Origin of the sequence: Desulfolutivibrio sulfodismutans DSM 3696 (assembly GCF_013376455.1) — a bacterium.
Taxonomy (GTDB): domain Bacteria; phylum Desulfobacterota; class Desulfovibrionia; order Desulfovibrionales; family Desulfovibrionaceae; genus Desulfolutivibrio; species Desulfolutivibrio sulfodismutans.
This window is the reverse complement of record NZ_CP045504.1, coordinates 3,262,899-3,282,850: the sequence shown is the minus strand read 5'-3', so window position 1 is coordinate 3,282,850 and position 19,952 is coordinate 3,262,899. Positions and strand designations below refer to the sequence as shown.

General features: G+C 63.9%; 18 protein-coding genes. 2 read left to right on the top strand and 16 right to left on the bottom strand.

Annotated elements, in window-relative coordinates:
- Positions 1-22: 22 nt before the first annotated feature.
- The 3 genes from GD606_RS15015 to GD606_RS15005 are packed head-to-tail and all read right to left on the bottom strand — an operon-like array spanning position 23 to position 2,768.
- Entirely contained in the window at positions 23-1,207 is a 1,185-nt protein-coding gene (locus GD606_RS15015) for a lytic murein transglycosylase (protein ID WP_246298836.1), read from the bottom strand.
- A complete protein-coding gene (locus GD606_RS15010) occupies positions 1,204-2,160 on the bottom strand; it encodes a hypothetical protein (protein ID WP_374190861.1) in 957 nt (318 codons plus the stop codon). Before GD606_RS15010 ends, GD606_RS15015 begins: the two co-directional genes overlap by 4 nt.
- A 2-nt stretch (positions 2,161-2,162) precedes the next feature.
- Positions 2,163-2,768 carry a hypothetical protein gene (locus GD606_RS15005; protein WP_163301436.1) on the bottom strand — a complete coding sequence of 202 codons (606 nt, stop codon included), beginning with the start codon at positions 2,766-2,768 and terminating at the stop codon, positions 2,163-2,165.
- Between the two features lie 342 nt (positions 2,769-3,110).
- Here GD606_RS15005 and GD606_RS15000 point away from each other — a divergent pair, with 342 nt between their 5' ends.
- Positions 3,111-4,715, top strand: coding sequence for a response regulator (locus tag GD606_RS15000; protein WP_163301437.1), 1,605 nt, complete (start codon positions 3,111-3,113; stop codon positions 4,713-4,715).
- A 29-nt stretch (positions 4,716-4,744) separates the two neighbouring features.
- Positions 4,745-5,299 carry a hypothetical protein gene (locus tag GD606_RS14995; protein WP_163301438.1) on the top strand — a complete coding sequence of 185 codons (555 nt, stop codon included), beginning with the start codon at positions 4,745-4,747 and terminating at the stop codon, positions 5,297-5,299.
- A gap of 71 nt (positions 5,300-5,370) precedes the next feature.
- On the opposite strand, the gene GD606_RS14990 is transcribed toward GD606_RS14995, so the two are convergent.
- The 13 genes from GD606_RS14990 to GD606_RS20620 all read right to left on the bottom strand — a co-directional run bounded on the left by GD606_RS14990 (position 5,371) and on the right by GD606_RS20620 (position 19,952).
- Positions 5,371-5,685, bottom strand: coding sequence for a HigA family addiction module antitoxin (locus GD606_RS14990; RefSeq protein ID WP_163301439.1), 315 nt, complete (start codon positions 5,683-5,685; stop codon positions 5,371-5,373).
- Positions 5,686-5,712: 27 nt separating this feature from the next.
- Positions 5,713-6,285 carry a lytic transglycosylase domain-containing protein gene (locus tag GD606_RS14985; protein ID WP_246298835.1) on the bottom strand — a complete coding sequence of 191 codons (573 nt, stop codon included), beginning with the start codon at positions 6,283-6,285 and terminating at the stop codon, positions 5,713-5,715.
- Positions 6,286-6,330: 45 nt separating this feature from the next.
- A complete protein-coding gene (locus GD606_RS14980) occupies positions 6,331-7,737 on the bottom strand; it encodes an L-type lectin family protein (protein ID WP_163301441.1) in 1,407 nt (468 codons plus the stop codon).
- A gap of 738 nt (positions 7,738-8,475) precedes the next feature.
- On the bottom strand, positions 8,476-10,026 hold the full coding sequence (locus GD606_RS14975) for a hypothetical protein (RefSeq protein WP_163301442.1): 1,551 nt from the start codon (positions 10,024-10,026) through the stop codon (positions 8,476-8,478).
- Positions 10,027-10,118: 92 nt separating this feature from the next.
- Complete coding sequence (locus tag GD606_RS14970; protein WP_163301443.1) at positions 10,119-11,768, bottom strand: polymer-forming cytoskeletal protein; 1,650 nt, start codon at positions 11,766-11,768, stop codon at positions 10,119-10,121.
- Between the two features lie 37 nt (positions 11,769-11,805).
- Entirely contained in the window at positions 11,806-12,306 is a 501-nt protein-coding gene (locus GD606_RS14965; protein ID WP_163301444.1) for a type II secretion system protein, read from the bottom strand.
- Positions 12,303-12,743 (bottom strand): type II secretion system protein, encoded by a 441-nt coding sequence (locus GD606_RS14960; protein WP_163301445.1) that lies wholly within the window; start codon positions 12,741-12,743, stop codon positions 12,303-12,305. The genes GD606_RS14965 and GD606_RS14960 overlap by 4 nt, the downstream gene beginning before the upstream one ends.
- Positions 12,733-13,170 carry a prepilin-type N-terminal cleavage/methylation domain-containing protein gene (locus GD606_RS14955; RefSeq protein WP_163301446.1) on the bottom strand — a complete coding sequence of 146 codons (438 nt, stop codon included), beginning with the start codon at positions 13,168-13,170 and terminating at the stop codon, positions 12,733-12,735. The genes GD606_RS14960 and GD606_RS14955 overlap by 11 nt, the downstream gene beginning before the upstream one ends.
- 108 nt (positions 13,171-13,278) lie before the next feature.
- Positions 13,279-13,701, bottom strand: a complete 423-nt coding sequence (locus GD606_RS20800; protein ID WP_281362000.1) for a prepilin-type N-terminal cleavage/methylation domain-containing protein — start codon at positions 13,699-13,701, stop codon at positions 13,279-13,281.
- Between the two features lie 214 nt (positions 13,702-13,915).
- A complete protein-coding gene (locus tag GD606_RS14945) occupies positions 13,916-15,145 on the bottom strand; it encodes a type II secretion system F family protein (protein ID WP_163301447.1) in 1,230 nt (409 codons plus the stop codon).
- A 45-nt stretch (positions 15,146-15,190) separates the two neighbouring features.
- The gene (locus tag GD606_RS14940) at positions 15,191-15,523 is read right to left on the bottom strand and encodes a type II toxin-antitoxin system HicB family antitoxin (protein WP_163301448.1); all 333 of its coding nucleotides are present in this window, start codon (positions 15,521-15,523) and stop codon (positions 15,191-15,193) included.
- A 33-nt stretch (positions 15,524-15,556) separates the two neighbouring features.
- Positions 15,557-17,266: a GspE/PulE family protein gene (locus GD606_RS14935; RefSeq protein WP_163301456.1), complete on the bottom strand. Its 1,710-nt coding sequence runs from the start codon at positions 17,264-17,266 to the stop codon at positions 15,557-15,559.
- A 121-nt stretch (positions 17,267-17,387) separates the two neighbouring features.
- Positions 17,388-19,952 (bottom strand): AAA family ATPase, encoded by a 2,565-nt coding sequence (locus tag GD606_RS20620; protein WP_246298833.1) that lies wholly within the window; start codon positions 19,950-19,952, stop codon positions 17,388-17,390.

The following is a 19,952-nucleotide window of genomic DNA, read 5'->3' as shown; positions in this document are numbered from 1 at the left end:
GCGGACGGCCACGGCCGTCCGGTCATTGCCCGGGAGCGCCCGATCCGGCGGTTTCGCGCAGGTGCGCAGCCACGGCCATGATGGTGTTCACATAGGTCCGGCTGCGGTTGTAGCGAAAAAGGGCCTCGCGAAGGGCCGCCTCGGAGGTCTGGCCTCCCACTCCGGCTTTATTCAGGTAGTTGCCCATGCTCTCCAGGGCGTCGGCCTCGTTGAAAAGATCCGCCACGCCGTCCCCGTCGCCGTCCCGGGCCAGGGTCAGGGCGCTTGTGGGCATGAACTGGCTGACGCCGATGGCCCCGTAGACCGAGCCGGGCATGCTCAGGGGATCGCGGCCCAGGCGGGCGGCATAGTCCAAAAGGGCCACCAGTTCCCGGTAAGCCCAATCCCCCCGGTCGCGCGCCGTCTGGGCCAGCCAGGCTGTCCGGTCGGGAGCGGGGCGCTCATAGGCAAACGCCTGGGACACCAGGGAATAGTCCCGGGCCAGGGCCATGCCCGCCAGGGAGGCCACGGCCGGTTTGTCGCCCAGATAGCGGCCGCACCGGGTCTCCACGGCGCTCACCCCCACAGCCACCTCCTCGGGCAGGCCGTAACGCGCCCGCACCCGGGACAACATGGCCCGGTTGGCGGCCAAAAACTCCCGGGCCTCGGCCAGACGCTCCGGGGTCAGGGCGCTCTCGTAGACGCTCGGGGCCTCGATCGGCGGGAATTCCAGCCCGGCCGGGGCCTTGGCTGTAGAGGCCCGCAGCGCGGCCAAAAGCTCTGTGGTGGCCACGGCCCGTTCCGGCAGGCCGCACTCCCGCTGCCAGGCCCGGATGGACCACTTGGTGAGCCGCTTGAGTCGGCCGTCCGTCGGCCAGGGATGGTAACCCAGTTCCGCCAGCCGCGTCTGGATGTCGGTCACCAGCTTCAGGCCGTATTTCGACATGTACAGTTCGGTAAGCTTGGTGCTCATGGGCTCGGGATCAAACGCCATTTCAGGACGCGCAAACAGGGCGCGCACAGCGGCCTCGGGACGGCCGGACTCCACCAGCCGCCGGATGAGCGGCTCGAAGCTGACCGGAGCGACTGGGGCGACTGGGGCGGCCGGGGCCGTCTGGGTCGTCTGGGTCGCCAGGGCCTGGGCTGACGCAACCGCCAGGGCGCACGCCGCCAGGACGGCCACGGCCGCCATCGCTGCCCAGCGGTGCAGGCCCGCGCCGGAAGTCAAAAGAGCCTCCCCGCAACCGACCCGGGCGCGGACAGGCGCGGCCCCACCAGCCGCGACAGGACCGCCACCACCAGCATGGAAAAAAGGAGCCTCCCGAAAAACGTGCCCTGCATGCTGGCCCCAATGAGCGTCATGAGCAGGGTGTCCTCGATGAGCGCGTGGGACAGGCTCATCAGCGACAGGGAGGAAAACACGTCGCGCCGGGACAGCCTCCCCCCCTGGACCTCCATCATGATCAGCCCGCCGCCGTAGGCCAGGCCCATGACCAGCCCGATGACCGTGATGCTGGCGGCCTTGGGCCCGATGCCCATAAGCCCCAGAACCGGGGCCAGCACGCGCTCGAGAAGGTCCGTGACCCGGAACCGGGCCAGCACGCGCATAAGGACGATGAGCGCCAGGATGACCCCGAAAATCATGATCAGGCTTTTAGCCTCGCCAAGCGCCCAGCCGACAAGGGAGGCCTGGGCCGGGGCGGCGGTGAAGATCGCCCGGGCCGGTTCCGTAAGCATCCCGGCGGCGGCGAAAAACCGGTGCATGAGCAGACCGCACAAAAGCGCCCCGCCCATGCGCAGCGCCGTCTGGCCCCAGAATCCCACCCCGCACTTCTGGGTGATGCGGCCCTCCACCGGGAGGTTGTGGGCAATGAGGATCATGGTGGAGAGCACCGTCACCTGGGCCACGCTTAGGGGGTCGGGCCCCGGCGGCAGGGCCACGTAAACCAGGATGCCGCCGTAGATGTTGGTCAAAATGGCCGTGGCCCACACCAGCCCCATGTCCGCCGGAAGCCCGGCCAGCTCCATGAGCGGCCCAAGCGGCACGGCCAGATAGGCGATGAGGTCCAGTTCCTTGAGGATCTTGACCGCGATGATCACCGGGACCATGACCTTGTACAGATCCAGGCTGATGCGCACCGCGTCGGCCAGGGCCTTTTTGGCGGCGACGGCCAGGGCCATGCTCATTCCCCTTCGTCCTCGGACAAAGGCGGCAGGGACGGCCCGGAGACGGCGGCGTCCGGGGCGGGGGCCACGGATGCGGCGGGACGGCCCGTTTCCGGCTGGGGCAGTTCCCCCCCGATGGCCACAAAGGTATCCTGGTTCAGGAGGCCGGAGCGGAGGTAGATCTCCCGCCATTGGTCCACGCTGAAGGTGCGCCCGCCCATGGCCGCCTGGAGCTGCACGTCGCGCACGGTGGCCGCCAGAAAGCGCTGGGCCTGGGCGTTGCCTGCGGCGGACAGGCGCACGGCCGTCTCCATGGTCTCGGCCACGGCGTAGCGGGAGCGCACCGGCTCCACATAGGCCGCCGCCACATAGCGCACGAAATCATCCAGCGATTCGGGCCGGGGCTGGGCGGCCTTGGCCGTCTGCACCCGGGACAGGCAATCGGATACGGCCGCAGGGGTCATGGGCATCACTGCCGGAGGCGGCGGCGCGGGCGGCTCCTTGGCCGAAAAAAAGGTGCATCCCAGAAAGAGCCCGGCCACCACAATGGCGGCCAGGGCCACAAGCCGTATGAAACGCAGGCCCGCTTTGCCGGAACCGGCCGCGCCTGTCCGGCGGGGCATGGCCCGGCGCGCCCGGCGGGTGTTGGACGGCTGCGCCCTGCGTTGTGTCGTGATCCGATGTGTGCGCCCCTGGTACATGCTCCCGATTCCCTTCGAGGTCACTGTTGCAAAAAGGTCCGCGTAGCGGACGGCCGTGTCGCATTGTCCGCGAACCGGGGAAACAAAGCATTTTCCCTGACATTTGTCCACAAACGGCCGTGGCGAAGGCCTTGGACAGACCGTCTGGCCCCTAGGAAACGGGCCGGAAATACGCTAGGCAGTTTGAGCGGCCACATGTGCGCAGCCGCCCGGCGCATCGGACAGGCCGGGCGCATCTTCACCTCGCAGCCAAAGGACTCACGCATGGATGCCCTGACGGATTTCCGGGGATTGGACTTTCTCGAACAGATCACCCTGCTTCGCGACATCGAGGCCAAGGCGGACGTTACGGCCATTCCGGGGCTGTGCGACCTGATCGCCGCGCCCCTTGGCGACCAGTCCGTGGATCTGGCGGTCATCAACGTCCTGCAGGCCCTTTTCGCCCACGACGAGACCCAGACCGTGGCCGGACTGGCCTCTCCGTCCCCGGCCGTGCGCCGCCTGTGCCTGCGCACCGTGGGCCGCAACGAGTTTGCCGCCGCCCTGCCAGTGCTCCTGGACATGGCCGCCAGGGCCTGCACGTCCGAGGATCTGCAGGAGACGTTAAGCGCCCTGTCCCGTCTGCGCCACACCGCCAGCCTGGCCCTTTTCCGGAAGCACCTGGACCATCCCGACCCCCTGATCAGCGCCCTGTGCGCCGAGACCCTCGGGGCCCTGGCCGACGCCGAATCCCTGTCGCGCCTGGCGGCCCTGGTGGACGCGGCGGAGATCATCTCCGGCGACAACTGCCCGGTCACGGTGTTCAAGGCCGTGGGGGCCGTGGCGGCCATCGGCGGCGAGTTGGCCCTGTCCTATCTGGTCACCAAGATTCACCACAAAAATCCCACGGCCCGCCGGGCCATCCACGAGGCCATCATCGCCACCGGCCCGGCCGCCGTCCCCCGGGTGGCCAGGCTGCTTGGCGAGGGCGATCTGGACGAAAAGATCCTGTCGGCCAACATCCTGGGATTTATCGGCCACAAGTCCGGGGCCGAGGCCCTGGTCACGGCCCAGGATCTGGAGGAATTCACCCACCCCAACCTGCGCTTCGCGGTCTACGAGGCCCTGGGCCGGGCCCCATCCCTCAAGGGGCTGGTCTTTTTGCTCGACGGCCTGGCCGAGACCGATCCCATGCTGCTTCTGGCCGTGATCACGGCCCTTGAGGCTAACGCCAACCCCGGGGTGGCCAGAAAGCTCATGGAGGCCATGCAGGCCGATCCGGCCAAGGCCGGACTCGTGGCCCGGGCCATGGCCGACGCCGCCGCCGTGCGGCTTTTCGCCGCCCTCGTGTCCGAACCGGCCCTGGCCGAACTGGTGGTCGCCGAGGCCGAAACGAGTTGCGATCCGGAGACCATGGCGGCCTTCGTCCAGGTCTTGGAGGGCGCGCAAACGCCCCAGGCCACGGCCCTGGCGCACCGACTGCGCACAGCCAGCGCCGTGGCTTCCCCCCCGGAAGAGACGGGGCAGCGCCGCATCCTGGCCGTGGACGACTCCAAGGCCATGCTGGCCTTCTACCGCTCCGCCCTGCCCGGCCTGGGGTTCGCCGCGACCACGGCGGAAAACGGCCAGGCCGCCTGGGATATCCTGGAAACCTCGGATCCCTTCGACTGCATCGTGGCCGACATGAACATGCCGGTCATGGACGGCATCGAGTTGACCCGGCTGGTGCGCGGGGACATGGCCCATGCCGACACGCCCATCCTCATGGCCACCACGGAATCCACCGGCGAACAGGTGGATCTGGCGCTTCGGGCCGGGGTCACGGGATTTCTCAAAAAACCCTTCACAACCGAGGCCCTTTCGGCGGAGCTTTCCCGGCTGCTATCATAACCCGCAGACTCGCCCCGAGGAGAACGGGAATGGACCAGACGCGACCCCAGCGCGATCCCTTGCAGGCCCTGGCCCACCATGTGGCCGGGCACGCGGTCATGTCCTTCGCCATGGACTGCCCGGCCGTGAGCGCGGCCATCGACGGCCCCGACGACGATCCAGGCTACGTCCTGCCCGGCGACAGCCGCAAGCTGACCATCCGGCGGCGGTTTCTCATCGCCCTGGCCGGGCATCAGGCCGAGACGCGGTTTCTGGGCGAGGCCTTCGGGCTGCACGCGGATCTGGCCAGCGAGCGGCTGGCCTTCGACATGCTGCATGTCATGCGGGAATTCGAGGCCCTGGGCCTGCGCGGCATGGGGGCCTCGGGACTTTTGCGGGGACAGCTTGGCCGCATCCTGGCCGATTTGTTTGGCCGCCCGGCGGTGTGGGACCGGGTGACGGACGTGGCCGGGGCGCTGCTGGTGCGGCAGCGGTTGCCCCTCGCCGTGTTGCGGACGCTGATCCCGGCCGAGGTCACGGCCCTGGGCCTGCGGCTCCTGGACGAGACGCGGCAACCCGCCGGGGCGAACGTCTGCGCTGGTTGACCGGGCCCGGCCCGAGCATCACGGCCTGTACGTCCTTATTCCCGGTAGTCGACTGACTTCGATCCTCCGGGTCACCGGGCGGCGAGGGTTGGCGCTTGCGCCGCCATGTCGTGCCGGGGGATATCCTCCAAGGCCCGTCCAATCTCCTGGGCCGCCCGTTTGAGCTCATAATTTTTTTGCAGATTCATCCAGATGTCCGGTCCCGTTCCGAACCACCTCCCCAGCCGCAAGGCGGTATCCCCCGTGATCCCGCGTCGGCCCGCTATGATCTGGGTGATGCGGTTGGTGGGCACGCCAAGTTCCTTGGCCAATGCGTTGGCGCTCATGCCAAGGGCCTGCAACTCGTCAGCCAGGTGCTCGCCAGGATGTATGAGAATTCGCGTCATGACAATTTCCCCTCGGTACCGAAAATATTACCGCATGCCCGAGCGCGCCCCGTAGCGGCCCATGACCTTGGCCACGTAATCCTTGGTTTCGGGGATGTCCGGCACGCCGGTCGTGCGCGACACCCGGCCCGGCCCGGCGTTGTAGGCCGCCAGGGCCAGGGAGGCGTCGCCGCCGAAGCGATCCAGCATGTCGCGCATATACCGCACCCCGGCCTCGATGTTCGGCCCGGGCTCGAAGGGTTCCGTCAGCCCCAGATCCTTGCCCGTGCCGGGCATGATCTGCATCAGCCCCTGGGCACCCTTGGGCGAGACGGCCTCGATCACGAAACCCGACTCCACCTCCACCATGGCCCGCACCAGCTCCGGATCGATCTTATAGCGGCGGCCGTAGTAGCGGATCACGGCCATGAGCTTGTCTTGGTCCACGGCGCGCGGCACGCGCATGTAGAAATAGGGCCGGTAGTCCTTGCTCAGGCGCCGGTTGGAAAGATGGATGACGCCGCCCGGGGCGTCGTATTTGTAGATGACCTCGCCGCCGGGGGCGCTTGCGGGCAGGGAGGCGAAAAGGGCCAGACACATGGCGGCAAGGGTTCGGCGCATGGGCCGGAACATGGCCCAAGGCCCGGGCGATGTAAAGCCGACCCCCTATTCCAGAAAATACAGCTTGAAATCGGACACGCCCACTTGCTGCACGGCCGCGCCCGTGGCCTCGGTCCAGCCGAAGAGCACCCGCTCGAAGCGTTCGTGCTGGGCCCGCGACAGGGAAAATGACCGGGACAGGGTGGGTGGACCGGCCGTATAGGCGCTCATGACGTCGTCGCAGTCGGAGCAATCGATCCAGACCCGGATGCTGTAGGCATAATCGCCCAGGATGTCCGGGGCGTCGGCCCGGTCCACCTCCATGCGCATGGCGTGCGCGCCGCTTTGCAGCCAGTCCGGGCGGCCGCTTTGCGCGGCGTAGTCCCCGGCCCCGGATCGGTTCAGGCTGTTGCGCGGCATGTCGCCGGAGACGCCAAGCCCCACATTCTCCGTACCCTGGCGGGAATGGCGGTTGTCGTCCTGGGCGCAGGCATAGGAATGGCCCGACGACGCGCAGGAACCGGAATCGTCCTCAAACCCCCAGAACACCAGGGCCGCATGGTCGCCGCCCTGGCCGTCCGCCCGGGAATCGACCCGGTTGGGATTTTTCGTCCCCTGGTTGGCATAAACGTCGAACTCCACCGCAAATTTCGGCGGCGCGAGCCCCCGGCCGTCCGCCGTGGAACCCGGCCCGGCGTAGCCCAGAAGCTCGCCCATGCCCACCAGTCCGCCCGAGCGCGAGGCGTCGTTTTCCGTGGCGTTTATGACCGCGAAGGTGAAGCCGTCGCCACAGGCCAGGCCCGGCGGGACGGCGGCATAGGAAAATCGGAAATAGGCCCGCAGACCCTTGCCGAACAGGCATTTTCCGGACTCGCACCAGGTGCGGTTTCCCCGGTACCACAGGCAGCCGTAGGCATATTGGGTGTTGTTGCCGAAAACGGCCACCCTGTTGTTCAGGTCCACGGAGACGATGTTGCTGTTGCGGGTTCCCGAGGTCACGGGCAGGTCGAAGTCCTCCAGGTCGTTTTCAAAAGAGATATAGCCCCCGGCGTCCGACACCGTGCCCGGCAGGCAACAGACGGATTGGCGCGGGCTGTCCGGCAGGGCCGTGCCTGTGGCGGCCACGGCGAACGAGCCGTCGGCGTTGCGTTCGAGCACCTCCAGGGTGAAGTGCCCGGTATCCAGGGCGCAGGTCACGCCCGGCGCGTCGAGAAGGGCTTCGAGGTCGTTTGCGGAGAGGGTCGCGGCGTGGTTGAGGCCGGCCAGGGCCAGGTAATAGGCGGCGAGCGACGGGGCGTGGCTGGTCTGGGACTGGGACGAGGCGCCGGAGAAGACGGCGATGGCGGCGGCCAGAACGGCCAGCAGGGTGATGGCGGCGACGACGTATAGCAGTGACGCGCCGCACCGGCTGGTTCGCGCCGTTGCGGAATGCCTGATGTGCTGCGGAAACCGTGAAAGACCCGGGTGAGACATACGGAGAACGCTTCCCGGCGATGCATCGTGCGCCAGGGCCGACGCGGGGTTCGCCGATATCTGACGTATTTTGGTGAAGTATTAGCAGATGACAGAGGATGAATCTATTGGAAAATGAATTTTGCAATTTATTATACAATCTTTACTTATTTTTTGATATTAAACGTAAAATAAATATTTTGTCGCCAAAACGCTTTCCCGCCTTGTCGAGAAGTGAAACTCATCAGAGGTAGGTGATGTGACGGCGGGACAGAAAGAAAGAATCCCCTGTGACAGGGCCACGAAAGTGGACGCCGACCGGGGAGCTTTATTCCCGGAAACGGAGGCGGAAATTCATCAGTCGGACCTCCTGGGCACTGGCGCCGGTGGCCTGGGTGAAGCCCAGAAGACGGTCGGCAAGCGAGCGGCGAACGAGCGCAATCACAGAAGTATACGGAAAAATACTTTTTAACGCATTTAGTTCACACATAAAGATATAGCAATTTTACTCCTTCGGCTTTGAATTCCCATCATTTTGTCTAACTCCACCGTTCTGAACTGAAGAAGGCATTATCTTGTGTTGTGCTTCAAGCGTTGAATTCATGCCTTCAGACGGGGATGACGTATTCTTTTGATCTGATCTTGGCTCGCAATATCTAATCTTATATCCCATTCGCACCGCATCTTTTGGAGTAACAAAGGCAGAAGCGTAGCCCGTGAGTACACACATCAATATCACTGTTAATACTAGCGTATATCTCATTCATCTTCTCCCAATACTTGCACTGCCAAATCATCAAATGCTAGCGTATATTCAATGTCGCGCCATCTATCATAATACAACTTTCCCATTGCATGAATACCAATTTCTCTTCGATCATTTGGAAAAGAAGCTAAAGGAAGTGCCGAAAGCCTCACCGTACACCCGTCGCTCAAAAGCGTAGCGTTCGTCGCCGATGAATTCATGATAAATGTTACTGCGTTACTTGGCGTTTGGGGGTTTGTGCTCAATAGCGTAAAATAATCATAACTTGTGTTTGAGTTATTCCAATATGCTGCGTACCCGCTGGCATTATCCACAAGCACATTTGACGGCCACTTTGGAAATAGAGTACTATCCACCCATTCCGGAGAATAACGTCTCCGCAAAATATTTGAAGCAACGGCATCATATGAACGAGCATAATACGGAGAAGCGTCGCCATAAAAAGCAAGTACTTCTGTTACACGGTTACCGCTTCGCATAACATCCATCACTCGAACGACTAGTGTCGCATTATCGTTTAAATAACCATCAACATCATTTTGCTGACCAACGACCTTTGGATCCTCACTTGCTGGAGGACGTCTCGTCCCATAATCATATGGCGTACCAACAACAGCATATCCTAGCCATCGTCTCACCCCGCCACGCTGTTCCCAAAGGACGATGAGCATCTTGTCCTTAAACTCATTCGATGTTCCTGGCTTTATTCCATTTGGAATATAATCTCCGCATTGCGTCTTGGATTCAAACCGAAGGAAACTGAGCCCATATCCTTCGTTGTTATACCATCGAAAATTAATTCCGCTAGCAGCATGATCAAGATACTTCAGCCATCCCATCTTGACTTGAACATCATAACTCACATATCCATAATCATCATACACTTCTTTTATACTAGAGCTATCTGTCGCTGTAATCGTTGCCACATGATATCCGACGTAACAACTTCCATCTGCTATTCGATGTGCAGAATCAGCAATTCCGGTAAACGCCGCCCAATATTGATGTTGCCCGCCAGTTGCCACGTATGCTTCAATATCAACCACATCGCTCGTACCTTCAAGATCCACATTTGACCCTGAAAATGTTTTATTAACTTTTTGAATATTATGATCCGGCTTCTGCGACGGCGGTGTCGAAAAATCAGGAACGAACGCAATGTCGTAATTCGCCTCGCGCCCTGTCCCGCTGTTGGCCGTCCCCAACGAATTCATGACCGTCGCATCACCGGATAACGTGAAACTGCCCTCTTGAAGACTAAAGGAACCACTCGTTGTGTTTGACTTATTGGCGTAATTTTTTCCAGAAAGTGACAGGTAGTATGCCTGAGCACTGAGAGTCTGTGAGAGTTGCGCCTGACTCGACGACGACGAAAAATACGCCACTCCCCCACCAACGACCCCGAGCAGAACGATGGAGGCAATGACGTACAAAAGCGCCGAACCGCGCTGCGTCATACGGCAGTGGCGGCAGGAAAGGCTGAAAAAGAGAGCATTTTTGCGACTGCCCGACATGTTGCCCCCAGGTTCGTTACGACCGACCATCAGATGGAGAACAACTTCCTTGGGATGGACTCCCGAATCGATTTGCCGCCGCCCTGCTGCCAAGCCATGCAGCGCATACGGCGCACGCGGCGCTACCAGTTCGCCTGGGCGAAATTTGAGACGATACGAATATTAGAAAATTTATTGCTTAAAGTCACCACCCCGTCAACCGTCGCCAGAAGTCCGATCACCGTAGGCTTGTCCTCGGGCGTCTGACTGCCGTTGAAGGCGATATTGTTCTTCGCCAGTATGGTGCCGAACCAACGGCCGCTTTGTCCCGCCGTAAAATTCCCGTGTGTTTCCAAATAGACCCGGGCCGCCAGATTCGGGTCCACGCTCCACATGTTAGTATAGTTCGTGCCATCGGAGGAAACCAAGACCGTCACCTCGCCGCCAAACGCCACATCGCCCACCACGAAGATGGTGATATCGCCTCCGGACACATCGAGCCGCCAGTCGCAATCCCAGGAAAAATTCATGGAACTGAAAGAGTAGGTACCGGCATGAAGCGTAATGGTGTTGTTACCGGAAGCGACAAGCTTGCCATAGGAGCCCGGGGCGATGTCCTTGGCGTTTCCGTAACTCACGGAGATGTTCGTTGTACCGGCTAAATAGACTTGCAGCGGCGGCGCGTCCACCACGTCGCAGGCCGTAGGCGCGGTGGGCTTGATGCGCGGAGGCGAGGAGGCGTTTTGGGTGATGGACCCGGACACCTTGCCGCCCCAGGCGTTCACCGAGACGGTCCCCGCCGCCACGGCGTTGCCGTCGATGGTTCCGCCCCACAGGACATTGATGTTTCCGCCGGAATGCACGTTGGCATAGACCCGGGCCGCGTTTCCGAGGGTCACGTCGCCTGCGGCATAGACGCTGCCATAGACCGACCCGTTGTTGGAGCCGATGGAAACGTAGCCTCCGGCATGGACGTCGCCCATGACCTTGGCCCCGTTCTGGATGGTCACGTTGCCGCCGGCATAGACGCTGCCCTGCACCACGGCGTTGTTCGCGCCGATATACACATCGCCCGTGGCGTTGATGTCGCCGCCCACGGACGACTCGTTGTTCAGGGTCACGTTCCCCCCGGCGCAGACGTCCCCGCCAACGGCGGCCTTGTTGCCGATGACGACCCAGGTGGTGGAAATGACATCGCCGGTGACGGTCGATTCGTTGTTCAGGGTCACGGTGTCGGCCGAGACGCCGCCGTCAATCGTCGCCCCGTTGGCCACCACCGGGGTTTTTCGGGCCGATTCCGGAACGGTGCTCCCGCCGCTGCTCGCGGGTATATATACCCTGGAACCCATGTCGATGACGGTATTTTCCGTGGCCCCTCCCGCAGCATCCAGATAGCTGCCGGTCACGGTCGCGGAATAGTGTGTGGCGTCAATCTTACTTGTCGTCAGCGAGAACCGGCGATTGTCGGCGAGCGTATAGATGCCGGAATGCGCATCCAGGTCGGCAAGGAGGGCGTCCAGGCTGGCGGAGCTCGTCCGCATCGCCTCATGCCGCTGCTTCACATACGCCTGCCCCGCCAGCGCCGCATAATAGGCCTGCTCGGCCCGGGTGGCGGCCAGTTGCGAGGTGCTTGATGACGAGGAAAAGTAGGCCACGCCGCCGCCGATCACGCCAAGAAGCACGATGGAGGCGATGACGTAGAGCAGCGCGCCGCCGCGTGAGGAACTGCGGAGGGCGCGACGCGCGATACGCGCTGTCGCTATGAATCGGGTGGTTGCGGTGCGGCGGGGCATCCGGTCTCCATGCGTTTCAGGCATGTTGCGGCGTCCCCTAGATTTTTCCAGGGGCCACCCGGGTGGTGAAGGTCGCCGTGACGCCGTCGCTGTCCTGCATGGTCAGGGTAATGCCGATCAGCTTGGTGTTGGTTGCATCAAAACTTGTATCCGCCGCAGCTGAGGGGTCATCATAGTAGGCGAAAGTGCATCCGCCCACGCCGTCGACCAAGGCCACGCCGTCGTAGGTGAGCTGCCCGGCGGCGGTGGTGATGGTATGCGTCTCCGTCCCGCTGGGAAATTCTGCGGTATACGTGATCGATGTCGAAGACGACGCGCTCACGCTGGCCAGATAGGTAAACTCAATCCGCATCCGGTTCATCGCGATCTGCGCCTTCTGGGTGATCGCCAGGGCGTCGCGGGCGATGAAAAACCCCCGCACGGCCTGCCCCATGAAATTGAACACCGTCGCGGCCAGGATGCCCATAAGCACCAGGGCGGCGATGATCTCAATGAGGGTGAAGCCGCGTTGGCGGCGGGCGGCGGCAATGGTCATCATTTCGTAAAAAGGTAGGAAATTTTGGAGCCGGATTGGCCGGGCAGGGAAATGGTGACGCAGAGATAAATGCCGATGCTGGTATCCGTGGTGTTTGTGAAGGTATTGGAACCCGTATCAAGATAACACAGCGAGTTTCGATCAACATGATACGCAATGGTATTCATGCCGTAGGCATTGGTCTGGTCCGACCCCGCAGCGCCGATGCTCGTTTTGAGCGTCGCCAAATCCGCCACGTCCGGCGCCGCAGCAATCATGTTCTCCATCACCGCCTGCAAACTGGCGTCATTTTGCAGCGCCCGCAGCGGATCGGAACTGCGGGTGATGCCCGGCCCCATGAACGTGACCAGCATGGCCCCGGCGATGCCCAGCACCACCAGGGTGATGATGATTTCGATGAGGGAGAAGCCGCGCGGGCGCGGGCGAACATTATTGCGCAAAGCCGGTCTCCGAAAGGACGGTCACGGTGACGTCCGGATCGCCGTCAAAGGTGACGCTGGTTCCGCCGCCCGTGGTGGGCTGGCCGCGCCAATTGAAGGTGAAGGTTCCGGCTGTGGCGGTCACGCCGCCGTCATAGCTGTGCGTGGCCCCGGACTCGCCGGGAAGCACCGGAGCGCCGACGGACGGGTTGGTGGTGGACAGGGTGTAGCTGCCGCCGCCCACGGTGACGGTCCAGGGATAGATGTCGCCCATGGCCCGAAGCTGGGCATAGCGCAGGTGCGACTTGAAAATTTCGGCCTCGGCCACGGTTTCGGCGTTGGTGTCGGCGAACCGGGCCACGGCAACGGAGGCCAGGATGCCGAGCAGGACAAGGACGGCCACAACCTCGAGCAGCGTAAAGCCTCGATGTCTTACTGCACGCTTCACATCCGACTCTCGCATGGTCATGCCGGATAGACCTGGTGTAACGTACCACCGAACAGATCCCCCGGCGAAGAGAAACGTCGCCCTCCGCCGGAGGACATCGCAAAGCAATTATTCAAAGGTGACCGTTCGTGTCGTAGTCACCGTCGAGGACTTGTTGCTCCAAGCCGATGCGCCAGGTGTATTAGCGGTCGCACCGGTGATGGTAGCCGTGATGCCCGTCGTGCCCGAAGCGGCATAGGTGAACGTGAAATCGCCAAGAGGGGAACCGACGTTTCCCAGTTCCGTCACCGCAGCGGCCAAATCGTTTCCTTTCAGCAACTCGGAGGAGTAGGTAATGGTCGCCTGCGACGCGGCTGCGGCCAAGGCTCCCTCGATCACCGCATCCGCCGCGCTCTCTCTCAAATCAAGGTACTTCGGCACGGCCACGGCCGCCAAAATGCCCAAGATGACCAACACGGCGATAATTTCGATCAAGGTGAAGCCCCGTTGTCCCAGGGTTGCCCTTTTTTCCACGGCGTGATTCGACTCCATGCCACATCTCCTTACAAATTTGATTGTCGTTTCCACTCTGACCCGGCAGTCCGGTACGCCGCCCCGTCCAGCTTTACGGGAAAAAAAGAAAAAATTCCCGAGATACAGCAACCCTCACCCGCCCAACACACCCAACCACGGGCCTGCCGACCAGTTTTTTGCACTTTCGCACAGACAAGCACAATCCATGCCACTTCTCGCCCCCGGTCGCCGCCTACTTCACCATCTTGGTCATATCCCACATGGGCATGAAAATGGAAAGGGCGAAAAACCCCACCACCCCGGCCAGCCCCACGATGAGAATGGGACCGATGGCGTCGGCCAGCCGCCCCACGGCGTAGCCCACCTCGTCGTCGTAGTGCTCGGACACGGCTTTGAGCATGGCGTCCAGGTCGCCGGTCTCCTCGCCGATGGCCACCATGGACACCACCATGGGCGTGAAGTACCTTGCCCGTTGCAGCGGACCCGAGATGCCCCGGCCCTCGCGAATCTGGTCCTTGATCCGCCCGAACTCCTTGGCGATGGCCGCGTTGCCGATGGTTTCCGACAAGATGTCCAAGGCCTGGAGCACCTGCACGCCGCTGGCCTGGAGGATGGAGAAGATGGAGGCGAAGCGCGACATGGCGGCCTTGACGAACAGACTGCCCAGGATCGGTATTTTCAGCCAGAACGCGTCCCGGGCCACCTTGCCCTGCTCGGTGCGGAAAAACAGCCACAGCCCGCCGACGACCACCGCCAGCCCACTCAGAAACAGATACCAGTAAGAATTCAACGCCGTACTCATGTTCATGGCCACCTTGGTAGGCCAGGGCAGTTCAATCTTGGCTGTGGCGAACATCTTGGCGAAAACCGGCACCACATAGGTCAAGAGGAAAAAAAACGCCCCGCCCAGGGCGATAAGCACCGTCAAGGGATATTGCAGGGCTTTTTTGATGTCGGTCTTGACCTTGTTTTCGTGGCTTACGATGTAGATGAGCCGGTCCAGCACCTCGGGCAACATGCCGGACAGCTCTCCGGCCTTGACCATGCTCACGTACAGCTTGGAGAACACCGAGGGATGCTTGCCCAGGGCGTCGGAGATGGAGACGCCCTTGCGCATGTCGTCGCCCATCTTGGCGCAGACCATCTTGAGTTTTTTGTTCTCGGTCTGCTGCTCCAGCACCCGCAAAAGCTCCAGGATGGACAGCCCGGCGGCCAGCATGGTTCGGAACTGCTTGGTGAAAAGGATCAGATCCTGGGACTTGACCCGGGTCAGCGCCATCTCCAGGCCGGACAGGCCGCCCTCGCCCGAGTCCCCCTTGGCCGCGCCGCCCCGGCGCACGGCGACCGGGATGTAGCCCATGGCCGCCAGACGGGCCGTGGCCGCGTCGCCGGAATCGGCCTCAAGCTCGCCCTGGATCAGGGAGCCGGTGTCGTTGTAGGCCTCGTAGGCGAATTTGGCCATGTGGCGCGACCGTCCTTTCCGCGTGTCCTGTCATCCGCCCAGGCGTCAGTGCAAGACCGCCTGCTTGAGCACCTCGGCGGCCCAGGCGTTCAGGCTTTTGCCCTGGGACTGCGCCGCAGCGACCAGATCACGGTGCAGCTCCGGGGTCAGGCGGATGTTCACCCGCCCGGAATACGGCTTGTCAGGGGAAATGCCGTTTTCCCGACAGACCTCGAAATAGGTTTCCATGCTCGTGGCGAACTCGCGTTCCAGTTCCTCGCCCGTGGCCCCGTAAAAGGAAATCACGGAATTCACGTTGACCACCCGGCCGTGGAAAAGCTTCGTTCCCGGATCGTAGTCCACCGCTGCGACATAATCGTTATAGCGAAGCGTCGCCATTGTCACTCCTTAAGGATTGACGCCGCGATAGTCCTACACCACCACCGCCCCAAGGGCCTCCTCGAAGGTGGTCTTGCCCTCCAGGATCTTGGTGCGCGCGTCGTCGCGCAAAAGCCGCAGGCGGCCGTTGTCCACGGCGAACCGGGTGATCTCCTGGGCGGACTTGTGTTGGATGATCATGTCCGCGATGTCCGTATCCATGACCAGGATCTCGAAAATCCCCACCCGGCCCTTATAGCCGGACTCCCCGCACATGAAGCACCCCCGGCCGCGCACGAACTCCGTCTGGCCCGCGTCCTCCAGGCCCCAGAACCGCAGCGTCTCCCGGGTCGGGGTGTAGGCCTCCTTGCAGTGCGGGCAGATGCGGCGCACCAGCCGCTGGGCGAAGGCCACCACCAGGGTGGAGGCCACCAGAAAGGGTTCGATGCCCATGTCCATGAGCCGGGCCACGGCCCCGGCGGCGTCGTTGGTATGCACCGTGGCCAGCACCCGGTGCCCGGTGAGCGCGGCCTGCACGGCGATGCCCGCCGTCTCGCCGTCGCGCACCTCGCCCACCATGACCACGTCGGGATCCTGGCGCAGGATGGAGCGCAGGCCGCTGGCGAAGGTCATGCCCGCCCGGCGGTTGAGCTGCACCTGCCGGATGCCGTCCATGCGGTATTCCACCGGGTCTTCCAGGGTCACGATATTGATGTCGGGACTGTTGATCTCGCGCAGGATGGCGAAAAGCGAGGTGGATTTGCCCGATCCCGTGGGGCCGGTGGACAGAAACAGGCCGTGCGGCTTGTTGATGACCCGGCGGATCTTGGCCATGTCGTCCTCGGCCATGCCCAGGTCGGAGAGCATGAGCCCGCCGGAACTCATGTCCAGAAGACGCATGACCACGTTCTCCCCGTAGATGGTGGGCAGGGTGGACACGCGCACGTTGATCTCCTTGCGCTCCATCATGATGGTGAACCGGCCGTCCTGGGGCACGCGGGTCACGGCGATGTCCAGTCGGGCCAAAATCTTGATGCGCGAGACGATGGGCATGACCATCTGCTTGGGTGGCGAGGGCACGGGTTTGAGCTTGCCGTCCACCCGAAAGCGAATAGCCACGGATTCCCGTTCGGGGCTGATGTGCACGTCGCTGGCCCCTTCGCGCACGGCCTGGGACAAAAGCGAGTTCACCAGCCGCACCACCGGGGCCTCGCCGGCCATGTTCTCCAGGGAACTGACCTGCATGTCCTCCATGTCCGCCTCGGGCGCGGCCTCGGTGTCGATGCTCATGGATTCGATGCTTTCCAGCACCCCTTCGATCCCGGCGCTCATGCCGTAGATGACCCCGGTGAGCTGGGCCAGCTCCCGCTCGCTGCAGATGACCGGCTCCACCTCGCAGTTCTTATAAATTTCGATGTCTTCGATGGCCCCGATGTCCAGGGGGTCGATCATGGCCACCTTGAGCAGGTGCCCGCGATGCAGAAGCGGCGCGAGGCGGTTTTTGACCGAGAGTTCGGAGGGGATCACCCCGGCCAGGGAGGAGTCCACTGGATATTTTTCCGGGGAATACTTTTCGATGGACATCTGGCGGCTGATGACCTCCACGATGTCCGATTCCTTGACCATGCCCTGGCGCACGAGCTGCTGCCCGAGCTTGAGGCCGCTTTTTTTCCCGGCGGCCAAGGCCTGGCGCAATTGTTCGTCGGTCAAAAGACCGGCGGCGACCAGCATCTCGCCAAGGCGCAGGCGTTTTCGCGGCTGCATCATATGCTCCCGGGGCTTGGTTCAGGTTGGCGAATGGGGCGAAACGCCTGTCGAAACCATCACATCCTGGATGGTCTCCGGGCCGACGGCCAGGCCGCCGACCCGGATGTCCGGCGTGGCGTTATTGCGGCAGGGCCGCGTTCTGGGCCACGGTCCTGACCGTTCCCGACGCTCCGGCCCCAGCCGGTTCCAGGACGCTGTAGGCCACGGTGACGTCGTCGAGGTATTCCACCACCTGGGCCTTCACGGCCACCCCATGGGGAAGCGCGTCCAGCGCCTTCTGGGCCGAGGCCATGTCGCCGTGGTAGCGGTCCAGCACCACATCAAAGACCAGTCCTGACCGGGGCGAATAATGGGCGTACAAGACGGCCTGGGGCACGCTGTCGCGCAACGCGGACAGGGCGGCGAAGGCGGCGTCGAGGTCGGTCTTGCGGTCGAAAAGGACCACGCTGGCCCCCATGGGCAGGGGTTCGGTCTGGCGGGCCGGGAAGGCCACCTTGGCCCCCGGACGCACCAGGTCGAGATCGGCGATGCCCGGGTTGGCTGCCGCCACGTCGTTCATGACCCGCCTGCCGCCGCTGCCGTAGAGTCTGGCCGCAACCTTGGAAAGGGTCCAGCCCGAGCGCATGACCATCTCCCCCAAAACCCGGGGAGGGGCGGCGACGACCGCCGCCGGGGCTTGCGCCGGGGCGGCGGCCTGTACGGCGGGCGTCGGCGGCGTGGCCTGGAGTTCCGCCTGTGCCGGGACCGGCGCCGGGGCGACGGCCACGGGGGCCGCAGGCGCTGTCGCCACCTCGATGATGACCGGTTCGACGCCGATGGTCCTGAGGGCGGCCACGGGCAGATCGGCGGGCACGACGCGCAAGGCCTCCGGAGAGACGGAGGGCGGCGTTACGGGATTCGCCTGGGCCGCCACGGCCACAGGGGCCACGGAGGGCGTCGGGGCGACGACCGGGCTGGCCGCCACATGGGCCGTAGCCGTAAGTGGGGTCACGCTTGGCGCGGCCGGGACTTCGGCCGACGGCGCGGACGGCGTGGCGACGGGGGTTGCCGCAGGAGCCACCACAGGGGACGCAGCCGGGGACGCAGCCGCGACAGGCGTCGCAACCGGGGCGGCGACGGGCGCAGCGGCAGCGGCAGCGGCCTTGGCCGGGGCCGGGGGCGCGACAGGGGCCTGGGCGGCGGCCATGACCGGGGTGGCGGCTGGAGTTACCATCGGGGCGGACACCGGGGCGGCGACGGGCGCAACGGCAGAGGCAGCGGCCTTGGCCGGGGCGGCGGCTGGCGTTGCGGGCGAAGCCGCAACCGGGGCCGGGGACGCGACAGGGGCCTGGACGGCGACGGGCGTAGCGGCAGCGGCAGCGGCAGCAGCCTTGGCCGGGGCCGGGGACGCGACAGGGGCCGGGGCGGCGGCCACGACCGGGGCGGCGGCCACGACCGGGGCGGCGGCTGGAGTTACCATCGGGGCGGACACCGGGGCGGCGACGGGCGCAGCGGCAGCGGACTTGGCCGGGGCCAGGGGCGTGGCGGACGCCACGACTGGGGCCGCAACCGGGGCTATGGCAGAGGCAGCGGCAGGGGCCGCAGCAGGAGCGGCGACTGGGGCCGCCTCGGGCTTCACCTCACCGGATTCGGCCAACGGCTTCCGCTGCAAAAAGTCTGCGGAGGCGATCCATTGGCGCGCCGCATCATAATATCCAGGGATGCTGTCCGGGACGCTGGACACGGCCTCGCCCATGCGCAAAAGGCCCGTATCCAGCATCTCTACGGCCCGCTCCCGGCCGGGCCCCGCCAGCATGGCCAGAACCGCGGCCACGGGCAGGGCCGCCACGGCGGCGGCGCGCCAGGACAGGCCCCCCTCCCCCGCCGTCCGCCTGGCCGCCCGAACCTCGGCCAGTCCGGCCTTGGCCTTTTCCCGGCCTACGGTTTCCAACAGGGTGGCGTGGCACAGGCGCATGATGCGGCGCGGATAGCCCCCGCAGGCGCGATGGATGGCGAAAAGCGCGGCCCGGGTGAAAAGCGCCGGGTCGCGATCCTTCCAGGATTCTCCGGCAGCCAGGCGCAGCCGGGTGCGGATGAGGCGCTTGGTCTCGGAAAAGGACAGGGGCTTCAGCTGCACGCGGGTGTTGATCCGGTCGGCCAGATTTTTGCGCGACCGCAGGGCGCCCGCAAACTCGTTTTGGGCAAAGACCACGATCTGCAACAGCTTGTGGGTGTTGACCTCGAAATTGAGCAGCTCGCGCAGGATCTCCAGGCACGGCCCGGTGATTTTCTGGCCCTCGTCCACGCACAAAACCACGGTGGTGTCGCCGCTTGCGGCCGCAGCCAGCAAAAACTCCTGGATGGCCTCGCGGATGCGCGCCGCCGAGTCCTCGCCGTCCACCAGGATGCCGAAGGACACGGCCACGGCGGCCAGGAAGTCCCGGGGATCCTCAAAGCACGGGTCGAGCAACAGATGCGCCGATATGGCCGGATCGTAATTCAGGGTGCGCAAAAGCCTGCGGCATACCGTGGATTTTCCCGTGCCCACCTCGCCCATGACCACGCACAGGCCCCGTTTGAGGCGCACGGCGATCTCCAGGCGGCGCAGGCATTCGGCGTGGCGGGGGGAGTTGTGGAAAAAATCCGGATCAGGGGAATTGCCGAAGGGCTCCCGATCAAGGCCCAATATCTCATGGTAGCTCAT

Coding starts and splice junctions, on each gene's coding strand:
- GD606_RS15010 (WP_374190861.1), bottom strand. CDS start 2,160: ATGGCCCTGGCCGTCGCCGCCAAAAAGGCCCTGGCCGACGCGGTGCGC.
- GD606_RS15005 (WP_163301436.1), bottom strand. CDS start 2,768: ATGCCCCGCCGGACAGGCGCGGCCGGTTCCGGCAAAGCGGGCCTGCGT.
- GD606_RS15000 (WP_163301437.1), top strand. CDS start 3,111: ATGGATGCCCTGACGGATTTCCGGGGATTGGACTTTCTCGAACAGATC.
- GD606_RS14995 (WP_163301438.1), top strand. CDS start 4,745: ATGGACCAGACGCGACCCCAGCGCGATCCCTTGCAGGCCCTGGCCCAC.
- GD606_RS14990 (WP_163301439.1), bottom strand. CDS start 5,685: ATGACGCGAATTCTCATACATCCTGGCGAGCACCTGGCTGACGAGTTG.
- GD606_RS14985 (WP_246298835.1), bottom strand. CDS start 6,285: ATGCGCCGAACCCTTGCCGCCATGTGTCTGGCCCTTTTCGCCTCCCTG.
- GD606_RS14980 (WP_163301441.1), bottom strand. CDS start 7,737: ATGTCTCACCCGGGTCTTTCACGGTTTCCGCAGCACATCAGGCATTCC.
- GD606_RS14975 (WP_163301442.1), bottom strand. CDS start 10,026: ATGGTCGGTCGTAACGAACCTGGGGGCAACATGTCGGGCAGTCGCAAA.
- GD606_RS14970 (WP_163301443.1), bottom strand. CDS start 11,768: ATGCCCCGCCGCACCGCAACCACCCGATTCATAGCGACAGCGCGTATC.
- GD606_RS14965 (WP_163301444.1), bottom strand. CDS start 12,306: ATGATGACCATTGCCGCCGCCCGCCGCCAACGCGGCTTCACCCTCATT.
- GD606_RS20800 (WP_281362000.1), bottom strand. CDS start 13,701: ATGGAGTCGAATCACGCCGTGGAAAAAAGGGCAACCCTGGGACAACGG.
- GD606_RS14945 (WP_163301447.1), bottom strand. CDS start 15,145: ATGGCCAAATTCGCCTACGAGGCCTACAACGACACCGGCTCCCTGATC.
- GD606_RS14940 (WP_163301448.1), bottom strand. CDS start 15,523: ATGGCGACGCTTCGCTATAACGATTATGTCGCAGCGGTGGACTACGAT.
- GD606_RS14935 (WP_163301456.1), bottom strand. CDS start 17,266: ATGCAGCCGCGAAAACGCCTGCGCCTTGGCGAGATGCTGGTCGCCGCC.
- GD606_RS20620 (WP_246298833.1), bottom strand. CDS start 19,952: ATGAGCTACCATGAGATATTGGGCCTTGATCGGGAGCCCTTCGGCAAT.